Source organism: Paenibacillus sp. BR2-3 (genome assembly GCF_046529485.1).
Classification (GTDB): domain Bacteria; phylum Bacillota; class Bacilli; order Paenibacillales; family Paenibacillaceae; genus Paenibacillus_AQ.
Map to the genome: position 1 here is coordinate 4,129,608 of NZ_CP126311.1, position 22,916 is coordinate 4,152,523.

Genomic DNA, 22,916 nt, shown 5'->3' on the forward strand with positions numbered 1-22,916 from the left:
CCTCTATGTACACATCGTAAATCAAAGCGCTTTCTTTGTCATCATATTGATAACACGGTTTCGTCATGAACGTTGTTGACAACATTTAAGAGTTCCCGCCAAAGCTAAACGGAAGCCTGCTTTTTACTTCAAGACTTCCGTTTTTCTTCGTCCACTATGATTAACTTCCCCAATTCCCTGTATGAAAATGTGCGATATCTATATAAAGATACACTTAATCCAGCAATAACAAAAAAACCGCTATTTCAGCGGGTTTTCAGTCCTTCATAGGAAACGAGAACTACTAAATCATATCGAGCGGAACCTTCCAGGAAGGCATTGGAAAAGCATCATCCAGCCTCCAGAGCTCCTCATTGGTCAATTGGATTAAGCCCGCCGACGCATTTTCAATGACATGATCGGGGGAGGAGGCTTTGGGGATTGCCACGACATCATTCTCACGGATCGTCCAGGCAAGCATAATCTGCAGCGGCGAAACCTCATGCTTACGAGCAATCTCCTGAACGGTCGCGTTCTCTACCAGCCCTTTGCGCAAGGAACCGGCCTGTGCCAGGGGCGAATAAGCCATAACAGGCATTCTATGGCCTTTCTGCCAGGGCAGCAGGTCGTACTCAATGCCGCGTGAGCCCAGATGGTAGAGCACCTGATTGGTCACACAATGGGTTCCCTCCGCGATGCGCAGCAGTTCCTTCATATCGCCCGTATCCAGATTGGACACGCCCCATCTTGCTATTTTACCCTGCTCCACCAATCGTTCCATACCTTCAACGGTTTCCTCAAGCGGGATATTCCCCCGCCAGTGAAGCAGATAAAGATCCAGGTGATCGGTACCCAGCCGGTTCAGGCTTTCTTCACAGCTGCGGGCCAAGCGCATGTTCCCGGCATTATGCGGATACACCTTAGATACCAGAAAAACCTCATCCCGTATACCTTTGATAGCCTCCCCTACCAGCCTCTCCGATCGGCCGTCCCCATACATCTCGGCAGTGTCTATCATATCCATGCCCAGCTCCACGCCCAATCTCAGAGCCGCTACTTCTTCTTCCCGGCGGGATTCGTTCTCACCGATAAACCAGGTGCCCTGCCCGATTCTGGGTACGGAAGCTCCATCCGCCAGCTTAATCCGCTTAGAACGGTTCACTTTTGCAATCTCAGCCAAATCTCCCCTTATTCGATTATTCATTATTGAACTCCCCCTGCCAAAATGATTGTATATCTACTATACTTACCACGTTGGCCCTTTCGAAACATCGTACAATTGTCCAAATGTTTAACAATTATGCGGCTAAAATATTTTTGCGTAGGATGTACGTGGGCACTTGGGTGGACGCTCCGCGAACGGAACGTTGTTACAATCGCTGTTGTATCCGGATTTATTGAATTAACCCTTAGCAGGGTAAATCCGGATACAAAGGCGAACGCTGCCGCTTTTCCACAATCGTTCCGTCCTCTCCGCTGCTTTAAGCGGAAAAAGTTTCTACAACCCTCTTAAAAATCACATAATGAAATGTACACTTGATTAACAACTTAAAGCAGCGATTCTCCAATTACGGGAGGATCGCTGCTTCAATGTCTTTTTGCGGTTTTATAATGGATCAACACCAGAATATGTGTTTGACAAAATGTTGCATGCGTGGGATGCGCGGATTCGAGCCGTCTGGCGGACTGCAGAGCCCTTATTCTCTTGCTGATGTACTAAAAAGAACAGAACCGGACAGAGGTGACGCTAATTGTGGATTCCACTTCTTCAACTTGATAGCGTCCCCTGTGTCCGCCAAAACGGTCTTGTGGAAATTAATTCATCCTACACCTACGGCTGCTGGATTGGTCCCTCATTCGTAGAAAAAACTGCTGAATGCGTTTATTTTTTCTCCACCAGAATCAATACTCCCCACGGCTCGAGGGCCAGCTTCTCATCCTTGACCACTTCACGCCCGGACAATAGCTCGGTTCCCGCACCATGTGTATTCGTAATGGAAACCGCAGCATCCGAGTAGTTGAAGTAATAACGTACGGCGTTCTGCTGCTGATTGGCCCCTTTTTTAACGATAACCGGAAAAGCCAGCTCCTGATCGCTGCCCCATAATCCAGCCTCTTTTACAGCGGCTTTCAGTACACTTCCCGCCATGGCCGGGCTGGTCATACACCCGATATAGGTTGCTGTTCCCTTACCGTAACGGTTGCGGGTAACCGCTGCGTATTCGCCCCATGCCGGATGATCGTAACGAAGCAGCACCTCCGCAGTTGTCGGGGTAATCAGTTCCATCCATGTTGCCACACGGTTGTCTTCAGCTCCGATATCCGCGCTCTCACTCATCAGGCGTACCTCATGCGGCGTAACGAACAGGCTGTACCCTATACCGCAGGCCTCGCTGATGATTCCTGGCTGCTGGACGGTGCGGACTTTAACGGTCTCGTCGGCGAAGCCGCTTTTGAAGGAATAGACGACATGTCCTCCCTCGCGCACATACGTATTCAACTTCTCCAGATGTTCGTCAAGGGCGGCGTACAGTGCCGGAACAACGATCAGGCTGTATTGCGAAAGCTCAGTGAAGGACGGCTGAATGAAGTCGCATTCGATGTTCATCCGGTACAGCTCATCATAGAGCCAGCGGACAACATCATTATAATTTTTGCCGTCCGGCAGCTTGAACCACTCCATTGCTGTTAAGGCTTCATTGCTGACCATAACCGCCACTTTGTTATCCTTGCGCAGACCCGCAAGCTGTTCACTCAAAGCCTGAAAATCCCTGCCGATGGTCTTCGCCTCATTGTAAACGGGATTTGGCTTGAAGTCGTGACTCAGCAGTCCTTTCCAATACGTTTCGAAAGAATTATGAATGGAGTGCCAATGCCAGTAGGCTACCATATCTGCGCCGGAGGCGAGATGGCTGAAGGCTTGAAGTCTTAATTGACCCGGATACGGCGTCCACTGGGGAAAGGCTTGTGCCTGCGTTTCCAGTACCAGATAGTTGCTCCGCTTCAGCGACCGCGCCATATCTCCCCCGAATGAAATTTCCGTCCCTGTCAGCTCGTGCTGGGAAGGATGGTAAATGTCAACACCGGCAATATCGAACGGCTCTGCTGCGGCAAAATGGTCCACCGACGGCTGCACGCCATACGAATAGCCCCGCCATTCAAAGTCAAAATTTTGTGTCACGAACTGTCCCGGCTGCTTGTACTCATTGACCAACGACACCTGCCAGGCCAGGAATTTCGTGACCAGCCCGCGCTGGAACCGGGCAAACTCGGCTCCAAGACTGCCGTTAATGGTGCCTACTACCGAAGGGAAGTCCTCCCAGCTGTTAATCCGGTTGCTCCAGTAGTCGAGACCGAACCGGGCATTGATGACATCCAGACTGCCGTACTTTTCGCGCATATATTTGACGAACAGCAGCTGCACATTATCCCCTGCCGTCTCATAATGCTTCGTCTCGTTATCCGTCTGGTAGCCAATGACCGCAGGATGCTTGCTGACCCGGCTGATCAGCTTACGGATGATCCTCTCCGCATGGAATAAATAAACCGGGTTCGTGATGTCCATGATCTGCCGGGCCCCATAACGTCCGGGTCCCTTGGCGGTAACCGCCAGCACATCCGGATGCTCTTTCACCAGCCAGGTAGGGACTGCGTAAGTAGGGGTTCCGACAATGACCTCGATTCCGGCGGCATGCATAGCGTCCAACACTCTGTCCACCGAGGAGAAATCGAACACGCCGTTTTGCGGCTCATGGGTACTCCAGGTCGATTCGGCAATGCGGACTACATTAATGCCCGCTTCCTTTAACATAGCGATATCTTCATCCAGCCTCTCGCAAGGCATATATTCGTCGTAGTAGGCCACGCCATACCGTAATTTGCTCATGATTTAGAATCCTTTCTCCTTAGCCTTTGATTGCGCCTTCCGCGATACCCTGCATGATGAATTTTTGAAAGAATGAATAAATAACGATGACTGGAAGCGCAGTCAGGACCAGCGCAGCTAGAATGAGCGACCATTCCTTGTTATACTCGCCGAACAATGTGTTCGTTGACAGAATCAACGTATATTTATTCGAATCGGTAAGCATCAGGAGCGGCAGCAGGAAGTCATTCCAGATCCATAAGAAGTCAAGAATCGCGATGGTTACTGTGATCGGCAGCAGCAGCGGGAAAATAATGCGGAAGAAGGTCTGAAACTCGCCGCAGCCGTCTATTCGTGCCGCTTCCTCAAGCTCCCGGGGAATGGATTTCACAAATCCATGATAGAGGAAGATCGCCATGTTCACGCCAAGGCCGATATAGATGATCGCAAGTCCGTAGGTGCTGCCGCTGACATACAGGTTTTTGGCCATTCGGGTCAGCGGAATCATGATGGAATGAAAAGGCACCAGCATGGAAGCGATAAACAGGAAGAAGATCAGGCCACTCAGACGGCCGCCCGTCCGGGACAGCTTGTATCCGGCCAAGGCAGCGCAAAAGACGATACCGCCAATACCAATCAGCGAGACAATAACGGAATTCAACGTGCTGTTTAATAGATTGATTTTATCAAAGGCTTGGGTGTAGTTCTCAAAATGCAGCTTCGTAGGCAGTGCCATAAAGGAGGAGAACATTTCTCCCTGGGTCTTCACCGAATTGATAAGGGCCAGATAGATCGGAAAAAAGGAGATTACAGCCCCGACGCACAGAAACAAAGTAATGAATAGGGATGATGATTTTCTCAGCCTCATGCTTCCACCTCTTTCCGCTTCATGATACTGATCTGAATGAAGGTGAACATTAAGATAATCACGAACAGAATGACCGATTTGGCACTGGCATACCCGTAACGGAAGTTATTGGAGAATGCTTCTTCATAAATATTCATGGTAATAACCTGTGTGCTGCGTCCCGGACCACCGCCGGTGAGACCGTAGACCACCTCGAATACTTTGAAGGCACCATTGAGTGTAAGGAAGAAACAGATCGTAACCGCATGCGTAATCATCGGCATGGTCACATTGCGAAACGTCTGGAACGGGGTAGCACCATCAATAACCGCCGCTTCCTTCAAGCTTTGCGGCACGCCCTGCAGGGCGGCCAAATATATAATCATCATATAGCCGACGCCATTCCACAGCGATACGATAATAATCGAATAAAAGGAAACCTGCGGATCTCCGATCCACAACTGGTCGAGGAAGGTAAACGCCGTTTTCTCGGCAATTTGCGGCAGCACCTGGGAGAACACAAAAGTCCACATAAAGGCACTGATAATGGTACTGATCATATTCGGCATGAAAAAGATCGTCCGGAAAAATCCCTTGGTTCTTGTTTTGGATTCAATGAATACTGCCAGCACTAACGCGAAAACATTTTGCAAAACAACCATAAACAATACATATTTCAACGTAAAGAGCAGAGAATTCACGAAATCAGGGTCTTCACGCAGCGCCTCGATGAAATTACCCAGGCCGATAAAAGAATAGTTTGGATTAAGCCCGTTCCAGTCTGTAAAGCTGTAAAACATGCCGCCCACGGTAGGAATCAGCAAAAATAAGGTATAAAAAATAAATGCGGGCGCGACGAAAGCAAGCAGCGAAGCAACCTTTTTGTAGCTCTTGTCCGGCACAGTATTCGCCCCTCTCCTGTATGTGTATGAAGGAACCGGGATGAAAGGAAGGAGGTTAAGTCCCTCACCTTCATCTTCCATCCCGGAGATCTTGCGTCTTACTTATTCACTTTATTAAAGGATTTCCATGATTTGTCCAGCGCCTTAAGCACATCATCCTGTGACATTTGTCCCGCATAGTAAGCCTGCAGCCCTTTGCCTACCTCATCTTTGACAGCTTGCGGAATGGCAGGGTCCTGTACGGATTTGCCTTCTTTGACGTAGGTCATAGCATCATTGATCCAAGGGTAGCTTTCGAACGTGTGTATTGTTGCCACCGGATTGAACTTCAAGGCCTGGAAGAACGCGTTGGAGGCTTGATCATCCAGCACGTAGTTCATGAAATCCAGCGCTACCTCTTTGTTTTTGCTGGTTGGGGATACTGCCAGAGAGGTTGAAGCGCTAAGATTGATCAAGGTAGCGTTCGGATCATCGTTAATCGGCAGCGGTGCTACTCCGAAATCCAGATCCGGATTCGATTTGAGGATCGTTTCGGCATACCATGGGCCTTGCAGCCACATAGCTCCTTTGCTTGCGGCAAAAGCTGCTGCGCCATCATCGCCGCCGACCTCGGTTGCTTTTTCCGTACCGTTGGCATTAATAAGATCAAACACATCGAAGATGGCCGATTTCATTTCGGTGAAGGACCCTTCATCCTTGTTCATTTTAGCCACAAATTCAGCATCCTTGGTTTTTACCATTCCGCCAATAGCCAGCGGGAGTACAAGCTGAGGAATCCATGACTCTTTATACGACAGTACGAACGGAGTAATGTTGTTCGCTTTCAGTTTCTCTACAACCGCCTTCATTTCCGTCAGTGTCGTTGGAGGTGTCAGCCCCAGATCCGTAAATATTTTTTTGTTGTAAAGGTAGCCCCACGACAGGGTTTCCAGCGGAAGCGCTACAATCTTGCCGTCAGTTGTTGTAACGGAAGGCTTTACGCTATCGAGCAGCTTGCCGGCGAAAGGCTGATCAGACAAGTCTTCCAGATAGCCCGCTTTATAATAGGACGGGATTTCGTTAACCGCATGGATGGCAAAAATATCAGGCGCATCATTGGAAGCGAGCCGTGTCTTCAGAATTTGCGAAGCGTTATCTGCTGTAGGCATTTCAAGCTGAACAGACACATCGATATTTTTATCCGCTTTTTCCTTTGCCACAAAATCCGCTATATATTTGTCATAATGCTCTTTGAAACGCGGCTGAGCGATAAACATTTTGAGGGTTACACTTTTAGCTGTGCCGCTATCGGCGCTGTTGCCTGCTGCTGAACCGGCATCTCCCGTATTACCTCCGTTATTGCCGTTGCCGTTGCCGCCGCATCCTGCAAGAAGTGTGGCTGCGAGAAGGCTGCAAAGTACACCTTTTGTCATCCTTTTCATATCATAAGACCTCCCAATGTCTGTGTTTTGTTTACGCTTTCATTATATTGTCATTATGTAAGCGTTTAATTGGACGCAATTGCCCTCCTCGATTGGACATTTTTAAACCTGGCCGTGTTTCCTCATTTCACCGGGTGCAATGCCGTAATGCTTCTTGAATACTCTATAGAAATAGGCAACATCCTCGTATCCGGTAAGTTCAGCTACAGTTTTGATAGGAATGCTCTCATCGGCCAGCCATTCCTTCGCTTTTTCCATGCGCAAATGGAGAATATACTCCGTAACGTTGCGTCCATACTCCAGCTTAAAGACCTTGCTCAAATATTCTTTGCTCACAAAAAAAGCTCTGGCCAATGCCTCCAAAGTGACGGCTTCCGCAAAATGACTATCCATATATTGCCTTACCTCTTCGAGATTCAGCTTATTCTTGAATTTGCGCTGCCCGATAAGCTGCTCCAGGCTTTCACAGTAAAGAGTAGTTAAAAAGCGGGTTGTACTCTCAATCGAAGCCAGAACTTCAGGACCCATCTGGGCTTTGAGGGCACCCTCTTCCAGCCCATTGGATTTCATGAGCTCCTTAAGCAGCAGCATCATCTCCTGGACCACTTGCCGGAGCATTCCGGGGTTATGGATTCCACCCTTCTCCAGTTCCTTTCTCATCCCCTGCAAAATGGTTATCACACCCTCCAGATGCAATTCATTGAAATGAACCCGCAGCAGCTGCTTATAGGATGACAAGAAGAAGGAAACATCAATATCAAGAGCAAGCGCACCGTGTTCACGGGATACCGTCTCCAGCTCTTTCTTGCATTTTTGCAGAACCCCGTTCAATTCCTTTGGGTCAATCGGCTTCAGCAAATAATCCACGGCCCCGAATCTTAGGGCGTTCTGCGCATATTTGAAATCGTCGTACCCGCTTACGACAATGACCTTAACCTCAGGAAAACGTTCATGCAGATGATTCATCAGCATCACCCCGTCCACACCCGGCATTCGCATATCCGTAATGACGATTTGTGGAGATAACTCTTCGGTCATACGCAGCGCTTCTTCCCCGTCCTCCGCTTCCCCGGCGATCTCCATCCCGAGCTCCTCCCATGCGCCGAACGTTCTTACCATGTCACGATTCCAGTTTTCGTCATCCACCAGCAGCACTTTAATCATTCATCTCACCGTTCCTCTCCAGAGGGATTTTCATGATAACCATAGTTCCCTGCCCGGGCCGGCTCTCAACTCTGACCCCATACCCGTCGCCAAAATGCATATAAATCCGTGAAGCTACATTATGAAGCCCGATCCGGTCTCCGAGTGTCCCTAAACCCCCCGCCTGGGGATTAAGCCGTCCGAGTATTTCCGTCAGCTTGCTCTCCTCTATTCCAATTCCATTGTCACGGATGCGGATGATGGCGTCGTTATCCTCTCGGGCAATAGAAACCTCCAGCTCCCACGGACCTGATTTCAGCTCCAGGCCATGGAAAAAAGCATTTTCGACGATGGGCTGAAGACTAAGCTTCGGAATCACGCTTTTCAGTGCTGTCTCGTCAATCCGGGTAGTGTAGGACAGCCGTGACGAGAAACGCTGCTTCTGAATGAGCATGTAATTGTTCAGGTGATTCAGCTCCGCCTTTAACGGCGCAAGGTCGTCCGGCTCCCGAATAATGTAGCGGAACATGTCGCTGAGCGATCTAATCACCTCGTAGCTTTCCGCCGGATTGCTCTTGAACAGCATGCTGCCGATCATTTGCAGCGTATTTTGCAGAAAGTGCGGGTTAATCTGCGCCTGCAGCGCTTTTAGCTCGGCACTCTTTTTCTCCAGGCTAATCATATATTCCGTCTTGATATGTTCTCTGATCCGATGGGACATCTGGTACAGCTTCAACTCCAGAAAGCCGATTTCATCCACACGGCTGCTGGGCTGAACCTCGCGGTCCTTCATGAGTCCAAAGCCTTGAATGGAGCGGGCCAAACTTACGATGGGTGTCGCCAGCCGCCAGGCCAGCATAACCGCTACCAGAATCGCTACAATCACAGAAACTGCGCCTACCATCAGACCGAAATTCATCGTAGCAAGTGCACTCTGATTAATAAAGCTGTTCGGAATAATCGTAATCAGCTTCAGGCCTACCGGATCGATCGTGTTGTAGAACACATAGGAATGATCGCTGCGAAAATAGCCCTGCACCTCGCCGGTGGCAGAAATCTGCTCCAGTATTTGCGGTGAGGGAGGTTGTCCCCAGGGCTGATACAGAAGTTCTCCACCAGGGCCGGCGATTAAGACTGTATGTTCGTTCCCGCGTCCCAACAGGTTCAAGGTCTGGTCCAGCACGCCCCAGCGGATTTCCAGAGAGATGCCGCCAAGCTTCTCCTGGTTCTCAAAGCGATTGATGCTCCGGACGAGCTGGAACTTACTCTCGTTACTGCTGTCCGCGCGGATCATGAAATCCTTATCTTGGTCAAAAAGTATCTTATATGGAGCGGGGACACTGGGCGGTGATTCAATATCACTTTGTGAGGCATTTATCGTGAACAGCTTGTTATAATCTTTTAAATACAGCTCTACGCCCACTACATGATTGCCCGCGGAATAAAACAGGTTCATCAGCGTATCTATAATATTTTTCTGCGCGGCAAACTGGCTGGACAGGCTGGCTTCCTCCGCATTTGCCAGGTAGTCGCTTAAATGAGGGCTAATCAAAACGGTATAGATCAGGTTATTCAACTGGGCGAATTGGTCACCCAAATAAATTCCGGTCCACTTCATATTGGAGAGATTGGTGCTGATCACTTCAGCTTCCATGGATCTGCGGTTATTCTCAGCCGCAAGCGCCGTTATCGTAACAATTGGAGCGACCGCCAGAATAATCATGGTAAGAATGAGTTTATTACGGATACTTCGCCGAAAAGGCTCGGTGAACTTGTCCATCCATTTGCCAAACATCGCTGCTTGAACCCCCTCTTTCACTTCTGTAGTTTATCTAATGGATGAACAGATCAATAGTAGCAAAAAACTAACGCCCTATGAAATCGGACGTTAGCTTTAGATTGTACCATTAATTCAGGATGATGGTATGAAAGGACTCCGGAGCAAGCTCCAGGGAATATGTGGAAGAACCACTATTCAAATTCAGCACCCTGTTCTCGTCGAAGGGATTGGCGATAACGAGCGTTACGGTACCATCCGGCGCTTTAAAAGCAATGGCGTTGCCGCTCCATGGGCCCTTGAGTCCAACTCTTACCGAGCCTGGGCTTGAGAACCGGGAGAAGTGCTTCATCACATAGTACTCCGGATTAAGAGCAGCTTTTTTCAAGGCAGGATCTATAGTCAGCATGGAGTTTTGCTCCCAGCCCCAGGTGCTCCGGCCCTTCGGCTCCAGCAGCATATTCCAGTAAATATAAGCATTCACGCCATTCATGAAATAATGCTGATAAAGGTTAAAAACATATTTGGCATAGAACCAGGTGTTCTCGCCATCGCCGCATTCATTCTCTGTCTGCATATACCGCAGCTCCGGGTAGCTCTGCACAGTACGCTGTATGGCATGCTTGCCGGCCCATTGATAGCCGACGCCCTTAACGTATTTATACGCCTCGGGATCACTCAGCACTACACCGGCGTAGGCATCGAAATCCGTGGCCTTTTTCTTCAGCCATTCATCCCACGCCTCCGGCGCATTGATCGTACCCAGCCAGATTTCCGTGTCCAGCCCATAGCGTTCAAACGCCGGCCCCAGGTAATCACGGATAAAAATCCGCAGCTGTTCTCCGGTCCACACACAGGAAGGAAACTTCTGATCCGCGACAACCTCGTTCTGCACATGCACCTGATGAATCGTGATCCCCTCTGCACGGTACGCCTCCACGAACTTGACGAAGTACAGAGCGTAAGCCTTCAGTATTTCCGGCTCCCAGCGGAGCGTGCCGTAGTTATACGCCTTCGGAAATTTCATCCACGTTGGAGGACTCCAGGGCGAAGCGAACAGCTTCAGCTCCGGATTCAGCGCCAATGCTTCTTTGATATAAGGAATCAACATTTGCCGGTCACGTTCAATAGAGAAGTGCTCCATCGCGTAATCGCCGTCGTTCTCGTTCAGACTGTACCAATCCACGGCGTAATCGCTTGCGCCAATCGGAAGACGACAAATGCTGAAGCGCTGCTCTCCTTCAGGATGGAACAAAGCGTGCATAACCTTTGCCCTCTCCTCATCCGGCAAATGGCCAAGCGCCACAAACCCCAGCTCATTGAAGCAGCCTCCGAAGCCCTCCAGAGTTTGAAATGTGTCGGCAGTGATTGTGAGGTTGGCAGCTCCTGGTGCTATTGGTGCTGGTGCTCCAGTTACTCCAACTACTCCTGCTGCTCCAGTTGCTCCTGCCCCCTTACTCGTCGCCTTAAGCTCACCCTTTTTCTCCACCCATGGCGAACGCTCCGTGCTGGAGAACCATTGAAGCTCATTTTTATGCATAACTGTGACCTCCGAATAGACATTTGTAATAGATTGATCTACTTGTATGGCTTTCTAAATATTCATTGTTTGATATACTTGTGGAAGCAATCGTGCCACTTAGTGCATAACAACACCATTTTAGCAATGTTGTTTGCGCTTTCATTATATCGCAGCGCCGGTTCCGTTCAATTGGACAGAATTGTGCTTAGCGGTTGGACTTTTTTAACCTATCAGCTCGTAAGCAGACAAGATAGCTCCTTCTACTGCCCCTCCTTGTACCGTATTGCCTCTCCTTATAAAATAACTGCACTCCGTACATCTATTCCGCACATTTCACCTGCTAAATAGGTTTTAATTGCACTTCTTACAGCTAAATGCTTGAAGTAATGGGTATTTAGACAAATACACACTATATAAATGCAGAAACTACAACTAAAAGAATTAAGAGCCAGGATAGGTGGGTTTTAACTGTACAGAGTACAATTACTCCCCCGTGGCCTCTACCTCTACCTCTACCTCTACCTCTACCTCTACCTCTACCTCCACTTGCATATTAGAAAAGACAGCAGCCCGCAATGCAGGACTGCTGCACGAAGGCTGCCAAAAGTCATCTGCCGGCTGCCAATTACCCCTCTGCAACCAGCGCATTCAACTCCCGCAAATCAGCGGCCAAGTCCTCTTCGGTGTATTTGCCCTGACCGAATGCGATCATGGCCCGCAGCGGCATATATTTCATCATGGCGAGAAACATTTCCGGGTTATCCTCCATGGCCTCTTCGAAGCCGAAGACACTGCTGTACTTCTTCGCTATCTCTGCGGTCAGCGGGTTCTCCAGCAGATCGCCGACTGTGGTGTTGCGGTGGTAACGGACTGCAATCGGGGTTGTTGATTCTATTTCCACAGACCCCGACAAACGGATATCCCGAGAAGAGGAGCCGACACTTATCTGGAAGGTTCCGCTCTCCACATGCCAATCGGCAATGCTGACATTGTAATAAGCAAAGGAATGTTTATTCAGCTCGAAGGTAACCTCTTTCTGTTCTCCAGGCTGAAGCTCCACCTTCTGGAATCCCTTCAGCTCCTGCAGCGGACGGATCACACTGCTTTCGATGTCGCTGACATACAGCTGGACAATTTCTTTGCCGGGGCGGTTTCCGGTATTTTGGACGGTGACGCTAACCTGCAGGGTCTCCGTATCCTTAATGCGGCTGCTCGAAACTCTTAAGTCGCCGTACTGGAACTGCGTATAGCTGAGTCCGAACCCGAACGGGAACAAGGGCTCCATTTCTTTTTTATCATAATAACGGTAGCCGACGAAAATACCTTCTTTATACTCCACCTTATCCCCTTCCCCGGGGAAATTCAGAAAAGACGGATTATCGCTCAGCTTGGCCGGGAACGTCTCTGCCAGCTTGCCGCTTGGACTGACCACGCCAAACAGCAGATCTGCAATCGCGCCGCCAAAGGCCTGTCCGCCGAGATAGCCCTCCAGAATCCCCTTTGTTTGATGTATCCAGGGCATCTCTACCGGAGATCCATTGCTGAGCACGACGACAATATTACTTTGAACTTCGGAAACCGCTGCAATTAACGCCTTATGGCTCTCCGGGAGCGACAGGTGGCTGCGATCATAACCCTCTGATTCATAGCTATCCGGAAGTCCGAGGAACAGCACGGCAGTGTCTGCTTTTGCCGCCGCTTCCCGCGCCTCTTGGAGCAACGCTGCATTGATATCATCACGATCTAGCTCATAGCCTTGCGCGTACAGAAGCTCTGCATCAGCACCGGCAATGGCCTTCATCTCGGTAAAAGCATCATCCAGCTTCGTCGGATTCACATGCGAGCTGCCTCCGCCCTGATAACGCGGCTTCTTGGCAAATTCGCCAATGATGGCAATCGTACCTTCCTTGGCCAGCGGCAGAATATGGTCTTCATTTCTGAGCAGCACCATACTCTCCCGTGCCACTTCACGCGCCAGGCGATGGTGATCCTCCATATTAAAGGAAGCATTCTCCTTACGATTCTCTACCGTCTTGAAAATAAACGTAAGCAGCCGCTCCACCGCAAGGTTTAACGTTTCCTCGGACAGTTCCCCGCTGTTCACTGCTGCTACGATTTTGGCGTCCCCGATGCCCCCGCTTGACGGCATTTCCAGCTCAAGTCCGGCTTGCAATGCTTTTACCCGTTCATTGACTGCACCCCAGTCGGAGACCACGAAGCCTTCAAAACCCCATTCGTCTCTAAGAATCCGCGTCAGCAGATATTCACTCTCGGAAGCGTATTCACCATTCACCCGGTTATAGGAGCACATTACGCTCCAGGGCTGGCTGTTCTTCACCGCGCCTTCAAAGCTGGCCAGATAAATCTCACGCAGCGTCCGCTCATCGATAACAGCATCCGTGGACATTCTGCGGTGTTCCTGATTATTGGCCGCAAAATGCTTGAGCGAAGTGCCGACGCCCTGGCTTTGCACGCCCTTGATATGGTTGCCGCCCATTTCCGAGGAAAGATAGGGGTCCTCCGAAAAATATTCAAAGTTCCGACCGTTCAGCGGAGAGCGCTTGATATTCGTTCCCGGACCGAGCAGGACGGCAACATTCTCTGCCTGACACTCCGCCCCGAGCGCTTCGCCTACCTTGCCGATTAACTCCCGGTTCCAGGAGGAAGCCATCCCGGCTGCAGAGGGAAAACAAGTCGCCGGCACACTGTTATGGAGTCCCAGATGATCGGCGCTTTCTTTTTGCTTCCGTAAGCCATGGGGTCCATCCGTCACCATTAACGCGGGGATTCCCAGGCGCTCAATGCCTTTGGTATTCCAGAAATCACGCCCCGAGCACAGCCCGGCCTTCTCTTCCAGTGTCATTTGTGCGATGAGTTCTTGAATTTTTGTTGTCATGGATAGCCTCCTCAGAATTGCTTTGCTATCCCTATACTAATATACTTCATTCGGATTTTATGGCATTATGATTGTATAATTGGTATTTTCATTGGATGGGGGGAGGACTCAGGAATGCTGGATAACATGGAGAACAACGAAGGAATTCAGTATATCTGCAAGCTGATGTATGAAGCGTATCGTATTCCGGTGTTTGTTCTGGACTCCAGCCGGGGAATCACGACTCAACTGCCGTTATCCTTTGAAGGCCGACCTTTCGTGAACGAAGCAAGTACGATGCTTGCCGAAATTCTGGGGGATGCTGAAGATGTGAACAGTGATGAGCACGCAACCGCGTTACCGCTCATTCGCACCACAAACTTTCTGGAGAATTTCATCCTTCTCCGTCTCCCTTTGGAGTACGGGGATACCGGAACAATCGTAGTAGGGCCCTCTCTTTACGCCCCCCTTACAGAGGGCAGCGCGGCAAGCCTTATGCGCGACAATAACATTCGGCTCCAGCATCAGGAGGAATGGCTGCACTATTACGGCAGTCTGACCGTCCTGAACCGGATGCGATTGTACCATGCCGCCATGCTGCTGTATTCGCTGATTACAGGCAAAGCCCTCTCCATTACCGAGCTGCTGCTGGACACCCGCACCCTTGAGCCCATGCAGGATACTGACACCGGTCTGGATTTAAACGTCTCTTACCGCCGCGAGAATACGTGGCTGCACCACGAGCCTATGCTGGAGAGAGATTTGTTCCAGCATATCCGAAACGGAAATAAAGCCGAGCTGCTGAGAACCCAGGCTTCCTTTTCCGAAGAGAAATTCGGGACGCTGTCGAAGAAAAGCCATCTGCGCAGCAAAAAAAATCTGGCGATCTCCTCCATTACTCTGGCGACACGGGCAGCTATTGACGGAGGGCTGTTCTGGGAAATTGCGTATACGCTCAGCGACTTTCATATCCAGCATATCGAAGAACTGAAGGATATTCCTGCGGTGGATAACGCCCAGCTCGCTGCCCTTTGCGATTTCGCCGACCATGTCAGGGATAACCGCCGAGCCAGGCTCTCACGCACCGCAGCCCTCTGCCAAAACTATATTTTCAACCACCTGTATGAGGAGCTTTCGCTAGACAAGCTAGCGGAGGTGGCAGGACTGAACGGGAGCTATCTGTCGCAGCTGTTCAAGAAGGAGACTGGAATTGCAGTCAGCGATTATATTCAGCGTGAACGGATTGAGGAAGCCAAACGGCTGATGGAAATACCCGGCACTACCCTATCCGACATCGCCACCCGGCTCCATTTCAACGACCAGAGCTATTTTACAAAAGTGTTCAAAAAATACACCGGCAGCACCCCCAGACAGTTCAGAAACAGCCGGGGGATCACACTTTAAAACATCAATCCTTAAATCTGCCCATAATAATGGTGTTATAGTATAAACCGTCAGAAAGTTTTTTGTCCTTTTTTAATAACCCTTCGATTTCAAAACCGAGTTTTTTATAAAGTTTAATGGCTTTATCATTGGATTCTAAAACATGCAAAGTGATTTTTTTAATATTATTGGAATCAGCCCAAGAAATAGACTCTTTCAAAAGATTGTTCCCAATACCATATCCCCAAAACTCTTTTAATACGCATATTCCGAATTCTATTTTATGAGATAATCTATTTAAATCATTTCCTTCGCATCGCGAAAACCCGACTATCCGATCTTGGACTGCCGCCACTAAAAATAGGTTCCTGCTATTTTCTGTATCTGTTTCGATCATTTGTTCAAAACCGGGCCCATCTATGAACGCCTCTCCTTGTTCTCTGTCTAAATTTTCAGTCTCTCCATCAATCTGGACTCTCAATTCAGACAAATCCTGTGCATCCTTACCGATTGCCGATCTAACCGTATAATTTATCCCATTCACATAAAACTCTTTATTATTAATTTTCATGACATACTCCATTCATATTAAGTAGGGAAGGAATGAGAAATGTTTGTTTGACCTGTCAGCTTATTGATCGAGTGTGACAACACATCATCCGTCCCGAAGCTGCCAGCCTTCGTTACGGCATAGATTTCTTTCCGTCCAATCAGGCAGCCGATCGGAACTCCGGCTTCCACTTCATTAATGAGCTCAAATTCAGCATATCCGAGCTTGTCGCATACTTGCTTCGCCGTATCCCCCCCAGTGAGAACCAGGCCTCTAATATCAAAATCGGTCATCAACCGTGCAGCAATTGTACCCAGAACAGAGGATAGCAGATTGCTGACACTCGTGGAGTCAAGACCGAAACACCGACCGGCTTCGTTGGCCTTCCGGATATCCTCCGGTTCTCCAGACGAATATATTACCACATGATGATGTTGGCTCAAAGCTTCGAACGCTATCCTCTGCACTCTTTTTATTTCTTGAACACGGACATGATCATCACCCAATACAAGATCGGCTTTCATCTCAATACCTGCTACATCAGAGCGGGTTAAAAGAATGTTCAACTGTAGGCGGGATGTACGGCTTACGCTTCCTACTACAAGAAGTATCGGCGTAGTTATGACAGGAACAACTACACCGTTGTTGTCATTTGCATGGTATGCGCTTCCAAGAAGATAATTCACAAGACCGGCGGAACCCGCCCAAACAACCGAATATACCGTTTCATTGATAGCGTTTGCAATCATTTGCAGATCTTGTTCGGACATCGCGTCAAAAACCACATAAGGCACCTGCCGCTCTTTGAACAACGCCAATTTGTCAAAGATCGCCTTTGGTCCCCCTGCGTAGTCGCTACAGGTGATCAGGCCGACCAGCCTTGCCGACTGCCGCATGAGAAGATCGGGAATAAACGATTCCGTCACAGGTGTTTTAGGATCTCTCCCAACCTCGGTTTCGTGAACCGGGTTTCCATTTACATAAAGAAATCCATCCTTGATAAGTCGCCCATTCTTCGGAAACGCGGGAGAGATGATTACAAAATCAGGTTGAAACGCTTCATACACAGCGTCAATTTCTGCACCCAGATTCCCCCGAAGAGTCGAATCCATTTTTTTATAGATGAGGTCAAAATCCTTATTCTTTAATGACTCCGCGATTCCCCGGACTTTTCTGTAAGCTTCCTCCATGGGCAGCGAACGGCTGTCCGTATCGAATACGACTACATCAGAATTCCGTTTCTCGAGGGCTGAGAAGTTAGACGAAAGAATAACTGATGTTTTAAGACCTTGTTTAGCCAGTTGCACACCCGAATCATTCGCACCGGTAAAGTCGTCAGCGATTATTGCTATTTTCAACACAACACCTCATTTTTTCCTTATTGGTTTATTAATCACTCTAAACTTAATACGAAATGATGTAATTATCAACAGTGAATTATTAAATTTATATAATGCGTTGCATAATAAAACAAGGTAAGGAAAATTACTCCTCACCTTGTTTTATTTTTCTCCATAATGTGGATCGATTGATCCCCAAACGTTTGGCGGCCCTGGTCTGATTCATTTGTTCTTCTTCCAGCACGGTTCGGATAATATCCCGTTCGATTTCATCCAAAGTTTGGTTTAGATTAATTTTATTGCCCTCCGCATTTTCCACTCCACTTTTTGGGTTTGGGAGTTTTTTCATAGGAATCGGCAGAACATCTTCCTCTATGTATTCCCCATCCGTATCCTTGACAAATTGTCTGATCGTTTCCTGCAGCTCCAGGAGATTCCCGGTCCAGTTATGGGACGAAAGGGCGGAGAGCACTTCCGGTCTCACGCCGACAATTTGTTTCCCGAATCTTACATTGTATTGAATGATAAAGGATCGGACCAATCCTTCCAAATCTTGAAGCCTTTCCCGAAGAGGGGGACTGAAAACCGTATTATTCTTAAGCTTATCATACAGCTGGCGTTCAAGAGCGCCAGAATCCGCCAGCGTTCTCGGCTCTTTCTCGAAGGCGAACATCACTTTAACCGGACACTCCAAGAGCACCTTGTACAAAGCCTTTTGAAACGAAAGTTCGGCATTTTCGATTCCGTGAATATAGATGATCGTATGGTCTGCCAAATTATTTAATAATCCTCTTATGGCGTCAAAAGACGAATCGGAAACACTCGAAATATTCAGCTCTATCAGCTGCCCGCTATTTCCTCTTCGCACAGCTCCCGCAAAAAGCCTTGTTCCCGAACCTTTCTCACCGAATAACGTAAGCGGAAACTCGAAGCCGCCGAGTCCCGGATTAACCACTTTCCCGTCGGCATCCCGGGCTTCCGCAAGGAGCGGAGGATATGAATCGAAATGATCGTCCCAATAAATTACTGTTAGTTCACTGTCGTTGCTCCGGGCTTCGGAAACTTTGATATAGTAATGCTCCTTATTGTGGCTATAGTTAATTTTTCCACCCACAATTGAGAATTTCATCCCGGGATCCATCAACGTTACACGATCGTCATATACCATGCCGTGATTCATATCTTCGACCATGCGTTTGAAAAATGGAAAAGTGTCGAACAAAGACCGATCTTTGGGTTCTGGCGGGGGCAGCTTAAACATCTTAAGGAACGCGCTGTTGGCGAATTGAAACATGCCTTTGTTGTCAATAACAGCAATGCCTTCGTCCAGAAAATCAATCAAGCTCTCATACGTTTCGTTAATCGCATAGTAAGACTGTGCAAGTTGATGAATATGTTTGGCCTGCGCGAAAGCCTCCAGCACCGATTCTTTGCCAGACGTAATCAATATGCCCTGAATGCCGTATTGCGCTGCTTTTCCTACCGTTGAATTATCTCCCAATACAACCTTCACGCCGTTGTCCCTGGCTCTTACAAGCGCATCGTTCACTTCATTCTCGTTCTGCGTAACCGAAAAGGGAATATTGATATTCATAATACTGGAGACGGATACAAATCCGTCGATAATATTCGGGAATCCGATAAGTTCCATTTTCACTTTATAGTCTTTCACCAAGACCAGCATGCGCAAAATGTCGTAACCGGATACGGGAATTTCAACGATGGGCAGGGAGGAATGCTTCCGCAGCAGCTTGGCTGTTCCCCCGCGGCTGATCATCAAGTCGTAGCCCTCTTTCTCCCAATACCCGATCATCGGAAGGACTTCCGACAGATCCGATTGCAACACTGTAATATCAAAATCCCCAAGATCTTCCTTTAGACTCGTCGTCAGCTCCACCAGGCCTGTATAGGGTGCAATAACCAGTACTTTTATTTTCATCCTCATGTTCATAACTCCGTTGCATTTTGATACATTCTAGTATATCCCATATTAATATTAAAGAAAAGCGCACAAACAGGCCGGGCTATGACCCGACCTTTCAATCAAATTTTAACTATCTTATCTCTATTCCTTTAGTAACTTCTTACGGTTTGGGCGCCAGTTCTATAGCTTGACGCAAAGCTTCCTTGATGCTTAACTCGTCCGCAATTCCTTTTCCCGCAATATCGAATGCCGTCCCGTGGTCGACACTGGTGCGGATAATAGGAAGCCCAACAGTGATATTCACTCCGGATTCGAGTCCGAGTACTTTAATCGGACCATGCCCCTGGTCATGATACATAGCCACCACAATATCAAAATCGCCTCTTACGGCCCGGTAAAATAAAGTATCCGCAGGCAACGGACCGACAGCATGAATTCCTTCTTTTTGCGCACGTTCCACCGCTGGAATGACCTTCTCCTCTTCTTCACCGTACCCGAACAGCCCGTTCTCCCCGGCATGCGGATTAATACCGCACACTGCGATGCGCGGCTTGTCATAACCGGCCTTCCGCAACGTTTCATGAGCTAGACTTATTACTTTGTAAACCCGGGCAACGTCGATCCTGTGGACGGCGTCGATAATTCCCAGATGCGTTGTAACATGAATGACCTTTAGCTTTGGTGAAGACAGCATCATGGAATAGTCGGAGGTATGGGTCAATTCGGCTAATATTTCCGTATGTCCGGGGTAAATATGTCCGCCTTTTTGGAGTGCCTCTTTATTTAACGGGGCTGTACATATAGCGTCGATCCGGCCTTCATTTGCAAGCTCAATCGCTTTTTTCAAATACATAAAAGCCGCATGTCCCGCCTCGGCGCTAATTTGGCCGAAAGGAAGATTTGCAGGCAGCAAGTTTAAATCCAAACAATCCGCAATTCCGTGTTGGAATGCCGCTTCTTCCAAAGAAGTGATCGTTCTTACTTGAAGACTGCTTTTAACAATTTGCCCGGCTCTCTCCAAAATTTTAGAATCGCCTATAATAAAAGGCCGGCAGTTTTCATAGAAGGAACCGTCCTGTAATGCCTTCATTATTATTTCCGGGCCGACCCCTGCGCCATCGCCCATTGTAATCGCAATAATCGGTTTATGCATGGATGTTCTCTCCTTATCAAGTCCGCTTTTATGATTGCTTTTTTATCCTGTTGGCAAGTAGTCCCAACCCTTCAATCTCGACGGTGACCCGATCGCCGTCTTGCAGCCATACTTGCTTTTCCTGCGGATAACCCATTACAACGCCTTCCGGAGTTCCAGTCAATATAAGATCCCCCGGCATTAAGGTCATATGGTCGGAAAGATAGCTGATGATTTCGGCGCAGTTGAAAATCATATCCGACGTATTGGAATCTTGCCGGATTTCTCCGTTCACTTTGCACACGATGCTCAAACGATTGGGGTCCTGCACTTCATCCGCTGTCACCAGGTAAGGGCCAACCGGGCAAAATCCGTCAGCGCTTTTGCCGAGCAGCCACTGAGAATTCCGGAACTGCCATTCCCTGACGGACAGGTCGTTTGCATTGCAATATCCGAAGACATAGTCCAGCGCCTCAAAGGGAGGCACATGTTTGGCTTGTTTTCCAATCACAATCCCGAGCTCCGCTTCGTAATCATTTTGAACGGAGTCACGCGGGAGCATGACCGTGTCATCGTGCCCCGACAACGTGTTTGAAAACTTGCTGAATATAACCGGCGCCGTGGGAACAGGCATATTGGATTCGATCGCATGCTTGCGGTAATTCAGCCCGACGCATACGATTTTACTCGGCTGAACGACACAAGGCCCTTTCACAAGTTCCGTCTCATTTAGAAAACAATCATCATCCGCTTCAGCGATCTGTGTATCGATCCAATCGCATAATGCGCTCCTCTGTTCCACCAAGGTTTGAATGAAGTCCATCGTATGGATCGGCTGGATTGAAAAACGTTGCCCGGGAATCGTGAGTACGCCCCGTTCCGTGGAAACGCCCCATTTTACTGTGTTTTCTGAACGATAGGTCAGTATTTTCATCTATATTCCGCCGCCTCTTTCTCATACAGGTTCGGCTCTCGCTGCAAGTGTCAAAACAACCTTAATCCGGCGTGAACCGGAGTAAGGTTGGATGATTGTTATATTACTGCGGTCAAGCCGTTACTACGTTTGGTGCATCGGTATAAGCCTTCATGTAAATGGCAATGACGTCTTCCTTCGTGACCTCTTTCGGATTGGCGCCCGTGCAGGCGTCATTTATCGCTTGTTCCGCCAATTTCTCCACATCTTCCGGCTTGAAAGCCGACTCCCGGAGCGGAGGAATTCCCACTTCCGTTGCCAGCCTGCGGACAGCTTCCACAGCCTTTTGCGCCGCTTCCTGAACAGACACCGTACTAACATCCTCGCCCAGAGCTCTGGCAATATCGGCGAATTTTTGCGGACAAGCGTCCATATTGAACTCCATTACATAAGGAAGCAGCATTGCATTCGCAACTCCATGCGGCAAATCGTACTCTCCGCCCAATTGGTGAGCCATACTGTGCACGATCCCAAGTCCGGCGTTGGAGTATGAAAGACCCGCGATATAAGATCCCCAACCCATACCCGAACGCGCTTCCAAATTAGAACCGTTTCTGACGGCATTCACCAAGTGCTTGCCGATAAGCTCCATTGATTTGTACGCGATGGCATCCGACAATTCGAACGCCCCCTTTGCCGTATATCCCTCGATGGCATGGGTTAGGGCGTCCAAACCGGTTGCTGCGGTAAGGGAAGCGGGCTTTTTAAGCATCAGCTCCGGATCATTGACTGCAATGGAAGGAAGCGCGTTAGGATCGATCATAATCATTTTAAGCTTGCGATCTTCATCCGTAATGACGTAGTTAATGGTAACTTCAGCAGCGGTTCCCGCTGTTGTACTTACGGCGACAATCGGCGCAGATTTGTTTTTCGATTTCCCTATGCCCTCGTAATCCACGACATTACCGCCGTTAGTGGAAAGGATTCCAATGGCTGAACCCGCATCTTGCGGCGAACCTCCGCCGACTGTAATAATAAACTCGCACCCTTCATTTTGGAAAACGACTAATCCGTCGTGCACGTTTTTTGTAGTCGGATTTGGTTTCACATCATCAAAAATAGTATAGGATACTCCGCTGTTGTCAAGCACATCAGTAATTTGTTTCACGATCCCGTTTTGGATCAACACCTTGTCGGTGACAAGCAGAGCCTTGTTTAGTCCAAGCTTATTAATCTCTTCGCCAATCAGCTTCACGCTGCCCGGACCGATCAGATTGACAGCCGGCCAGTAAATACGTCTTGCAGTCAACAATACAATCACTCTCCTGGTACAAATTTATTGG

At 48.7% G+C, this 22,916-nt stretch carries 17 protein-coding genes; 1 reads left to right on the plus strand and 16 read right to left on the minus strand.

Annotation, left to right across the window (positions count from 1 at the left end; translation table 11 throughout):
• Positions 1-283: 283 nt before the first annotated feature.
• The 10 genes from PaeBR_RS19900 to PaeBR_RS19945 form a co-directional block, all read right to left on the minus strand.
• A complete protein-coding gene (locus PaeBR_RS19900) occupies positions 284-1,183 on the minus strand; it encodes an aldo/keto reductase (protein ID WP_410512239.1) in 900 nt (299 codons plus the stop codon).
• Between the two features lie 678 nt (positions 1,184-1,861).
• Positions 1,862-3,865, minus strand: a complete 2,004-nt coding sequence (locus PaeBR_RS19905; protein WP_410512240.1) for a beta-galactosidase — start codon at positions 3,863-3,865, stop codon at positions 1,862-1,864.
• A 19-nt stretch (positions 3,866-3,884) separates the two neighbouring features.
• Positions 3,885-4,712, minus strand: coding sequence for a carbohydrate ABC transporter permease (locus tag PaeBR_RS19910; protein WP_410512241.1), 828 nt, complete (start codon positions 4,710-4,712; stop codon positions 3,885-3,887).
• Positions 4,709-5,593: a carbohydrate ABC transporter permease gene (locus tag PaeBR_RS19915; protein WP_410512242.1), complete on the minus strand. Its 885-nt coding sequence runs from the start codon at positions 5,591-5,593 to the stop codon at positions 4,709-4,711. The genes PaeBR_RS19910 and PaeBR_RS19915 overlap by 4 nt, the downstream gene beginning before the upstream one ends.
• A 98-nt stretch (positions 5,594-5,691) precedes the next feature.
• Positions 5,692-7,014, minus strand: coding sequence for an ABC transporter substrate-binding protein (locus tag PaeBR_RS19920; RefSeq protein WP_410512243.1), 1,323 nt, complete (start codon positions 7,012-7,014; stop codon positions 5,692-5,694).
• 102 nt (positions 7,015-7,116) lie between these two features.
• The gene (locus PaeBR_RS19925; RefSeq protein ID WP_410512244.1) at positions 7,117-8,178 is read right to left on the minus strand and encodes a response regulator; all 1,062 of its coding nucleotides are present in this window, start codon (positions 8,176-8,178) and stop codon (positions 7,117-7,119) included.
• A complete protein-coding gene (locus PaeBR_RS19930; RefSeq protein WP_410512245.1) occupies positions 8,171-9,952 on the minus strand; it encodes a sensor histidine kinase in 1,782 nt (593 codons plus the stop codon). Before PaeBR_RS19930 ends, PaeBR_RS19925 begins: the two co-directional genes overlap by 8 nt.
• A gap of 112 nt (positions 9,953-10,064) precedes the next feature.
• A complete protein-coding gene (locus tag PaeBR_RS19935) occupies positions 10,065-11,474 on the minus strand; it encodes a glycoside hydrolase family 30 protein (RefSeq protein ID WP_410512246.1) in 1,410 nt (469 codons plus the stop codon).
• 465 nt (positions 11,475-11,939) lie between these two features.
• Positions 11,940-12,095, minus strand: coding sequence for a hypothetical protein (locus PaeBR_RS19940; RefSeq protein ID WP_410512247.1), 156 nt, complete (start codon positions 12,093-12,095; stop codon positions 11,940-11,942).
• Positions 12,082-14,352, minus strand: a complete 2,271-nt coding sequence (locus tag PaeBR_RS19945; protein WP_410512248.1) for a glycoside hydrolase family 3 C-terminal domain-containing protein — start codon at positions 14,350-14,352, stop codon at positions 12,082-12,084. The genes PaeBR_RS19940 and PaeBR_RS19945 overlap by 14 nt, the downstream gene beginning before the upstream one ends.
• Before the next feature lie 114 nt (positions 14,353-14,466).
• On the opposite strand from PaeBR_RS19945, the gene PaeBR_RS19950 reads away from it, so the two are divergent.
• On the plus strand, positions 14,467-15,735 hold the full coding sequence (locus PaeBR_RS19950) for a helix-turn-helix domain-containing protein (RefSeq protein WP_410512249.1): 1,269 nt from the start codon (positions 14,467-14,469) through the stop codon (positions 15,733-15,735).
• Between the two features lie 4 nt (positions 15,736-15,739).
• Here PaeBR_RS19950 and PaeBR_RS19955 read toward each other — a convergent pair whose 3' ends face one another.
• The 6 genes from PaeBR_RS19955 to PaeBR_RS19980 form a co-directional block, all read right to left on the minus strand.
• The gene (locus tag PaeBR_RS19955) at positions 15,740-16,285 is read right to left on the minus strand and encodes a GNAT family N-acetyltransferase (protein ID WP_410512250.1); all 546 of its coding nucleotides are present in this window, start codon (positions 16,283-16,285) and stop codon (positions 15,740-15,742) included.
• A 17-nt stretch (positions 16,286-16,302) separates the two neighbouring features.
• Positions 16,303-17,622 carry a four-carbon acid sugar kinase family protein gene (locus PaeBR_RS19960; RefSeq protein WP_410512251.1) on the minus strand — a complete coding sequence of 440 codons (1,320 nt, stop codon included), beginning with the start codon at positions 17,620-17,622 and terminating at the stop codon, positions 16,303-16,305.
• Between the two features lie 127 nt (positions 17,623-17,749).
• Positions 17,750-19,549 carry a PrpR N-terminal domain-containing protein gene (locus tag PaeBR_RS19965; protein ID WP_410512252.1) on the minus strand — a complete coding sequence of 600 codons (1,800 nt, stop codon included), beginning with the start codon at positions 19,547-19,549 and terminating at the stop codon, positions 17,750-17,752.
• Between the two features lie 139 nt (positions 19,550-19,688).
• Positions 19,689-20,681, minus strand: a complete 993-nt coding sequence (gene pdxA, locus PaeBR_RS19970; RefSeq protein ID WP_410512253.1) for a 4-hydroxythreonine-4-phosphate dehydrogenase PdxA — start codon at positions 20,679-20,681, stop codon at positions 19,689-19,691.
• 28 nt (positions 20,682-20,709) lie between these two features.
• Complete coding sequence (locus PaeBR_RS19975; RefSeq protein WP_410512254.1) at positions 20,710-21,594, minus strand: fumarylacetoacetate hydrolase family protein; 885 nt, start codon at positions 21,592-21,594, stop codon at positions 20,710-20,712.
• Between the two features lie 112 nt (positions 21,595-21,706).
• Positions 21,707-22,882 (minus strand): iron-containing alcohol dehydrogenase, encoded by a 1,176-nt coding sequence (locus PaeBR_RS19980; protein WP_410515254.1) that lies wholly within the window; start codon positions 22,880-22,882, stop codon positions 21,707-21,709.
• Positions 22,883-22,916 lie beyond the last annotated feature (34 nt).

Bases quoted from the DNA above. Each gene is read 5' to 3' on its own strand.
- PaeBR_RS19900 (WP_410512239.1), bottom strand. From the start codon at position 1,183: ATGAATAATCGAATAAGGGGAGATTTGGCTGAGATTGCAAAAGTGAAC.
- PaeBR_RS19905 (WP_410512240.1), bottom strand. From the start codon at position 3,865: ATGAGCAAATTACGGTATGGCGTGGCCTACTACGACGAATATATGCCT.
- PaeBR_RS19910 (WP_410512241.1), bottom strand. From the start codon at position 4,712: ATGAGGCTGAGAAAATCATCATCCCTATTCATTACTTTGTTTCTGTGC.
- PaeBR_RS19920 (WP_410512243.1), bottom strand. From the start codon at position 7,014: ATGAAAAGGATGACAAAAGGTGTACTTTGCAGCCTTCTCGCAGCCACA.
- PaeBR_RS19925 (WP_410512244.1), bottom strand. From the start codon at position 8,178: ATGATTAAAGTGCTGCTGGTGGATGACGAAAACTGGAATCGTGACATG.
- PaeBR_RS19930 (WP_410512245.1), bottom strand. From the start codon at position 9,952: ATGTTTGGCAAATGGATGGACAAGTTCACCGAGCCTTTTCGGCGAAGT.
- PaeBR_RS19935 (WP_410512246.1), bottom strand. From the start codon at position 11,474: ATGCATAAAAATGAGCTTCAATGGTTCTCCAGCACGGAGCGTTCGCCA.
- PaeBR_RS19945 (WP_410512248.1), bottom strand. From the start codon at position 14,352: ATGACAACAAAAATTCAAGAACTCATCGCACAAATGACACTGGAAGAG.
- PaeBR_RS19950 (WP_410512249.1), top strand. From the start codon at position 14,467: ATGCTGGATAACATGGAGAACAACGAAGGAATTCAGTATATCTGCAAG.
- PaeBR_RS19955 (WP_410512250.1), bottom strand. From the start codon at position 16,285: ATGAAAATTAATAATAAAGAGTTTTATGTGAATGGGATAAATTATACG.
- PaeBR_RS19965 (WP_410512252.1), bottom strand. From the start codon at position 19,549: ATGAGGATGAAAATAAAAGTACTGGTTATTGCACCCTATACAGGCCTG.
- pdxA (WP_410512253.1), bottom strand. From the start codon at position 20,681: ATGCATAAACCGATTATTGCGATTACAATGGGCGATGGCGCAGGGGTC.
- PaeBR_RS19975 (WP_410512254.1), bottom strand. From the start codon at position 21,594: ATGAAAATACTGACCTATCGTTCAGAAAACACAGTAAAATGGGGCGTT.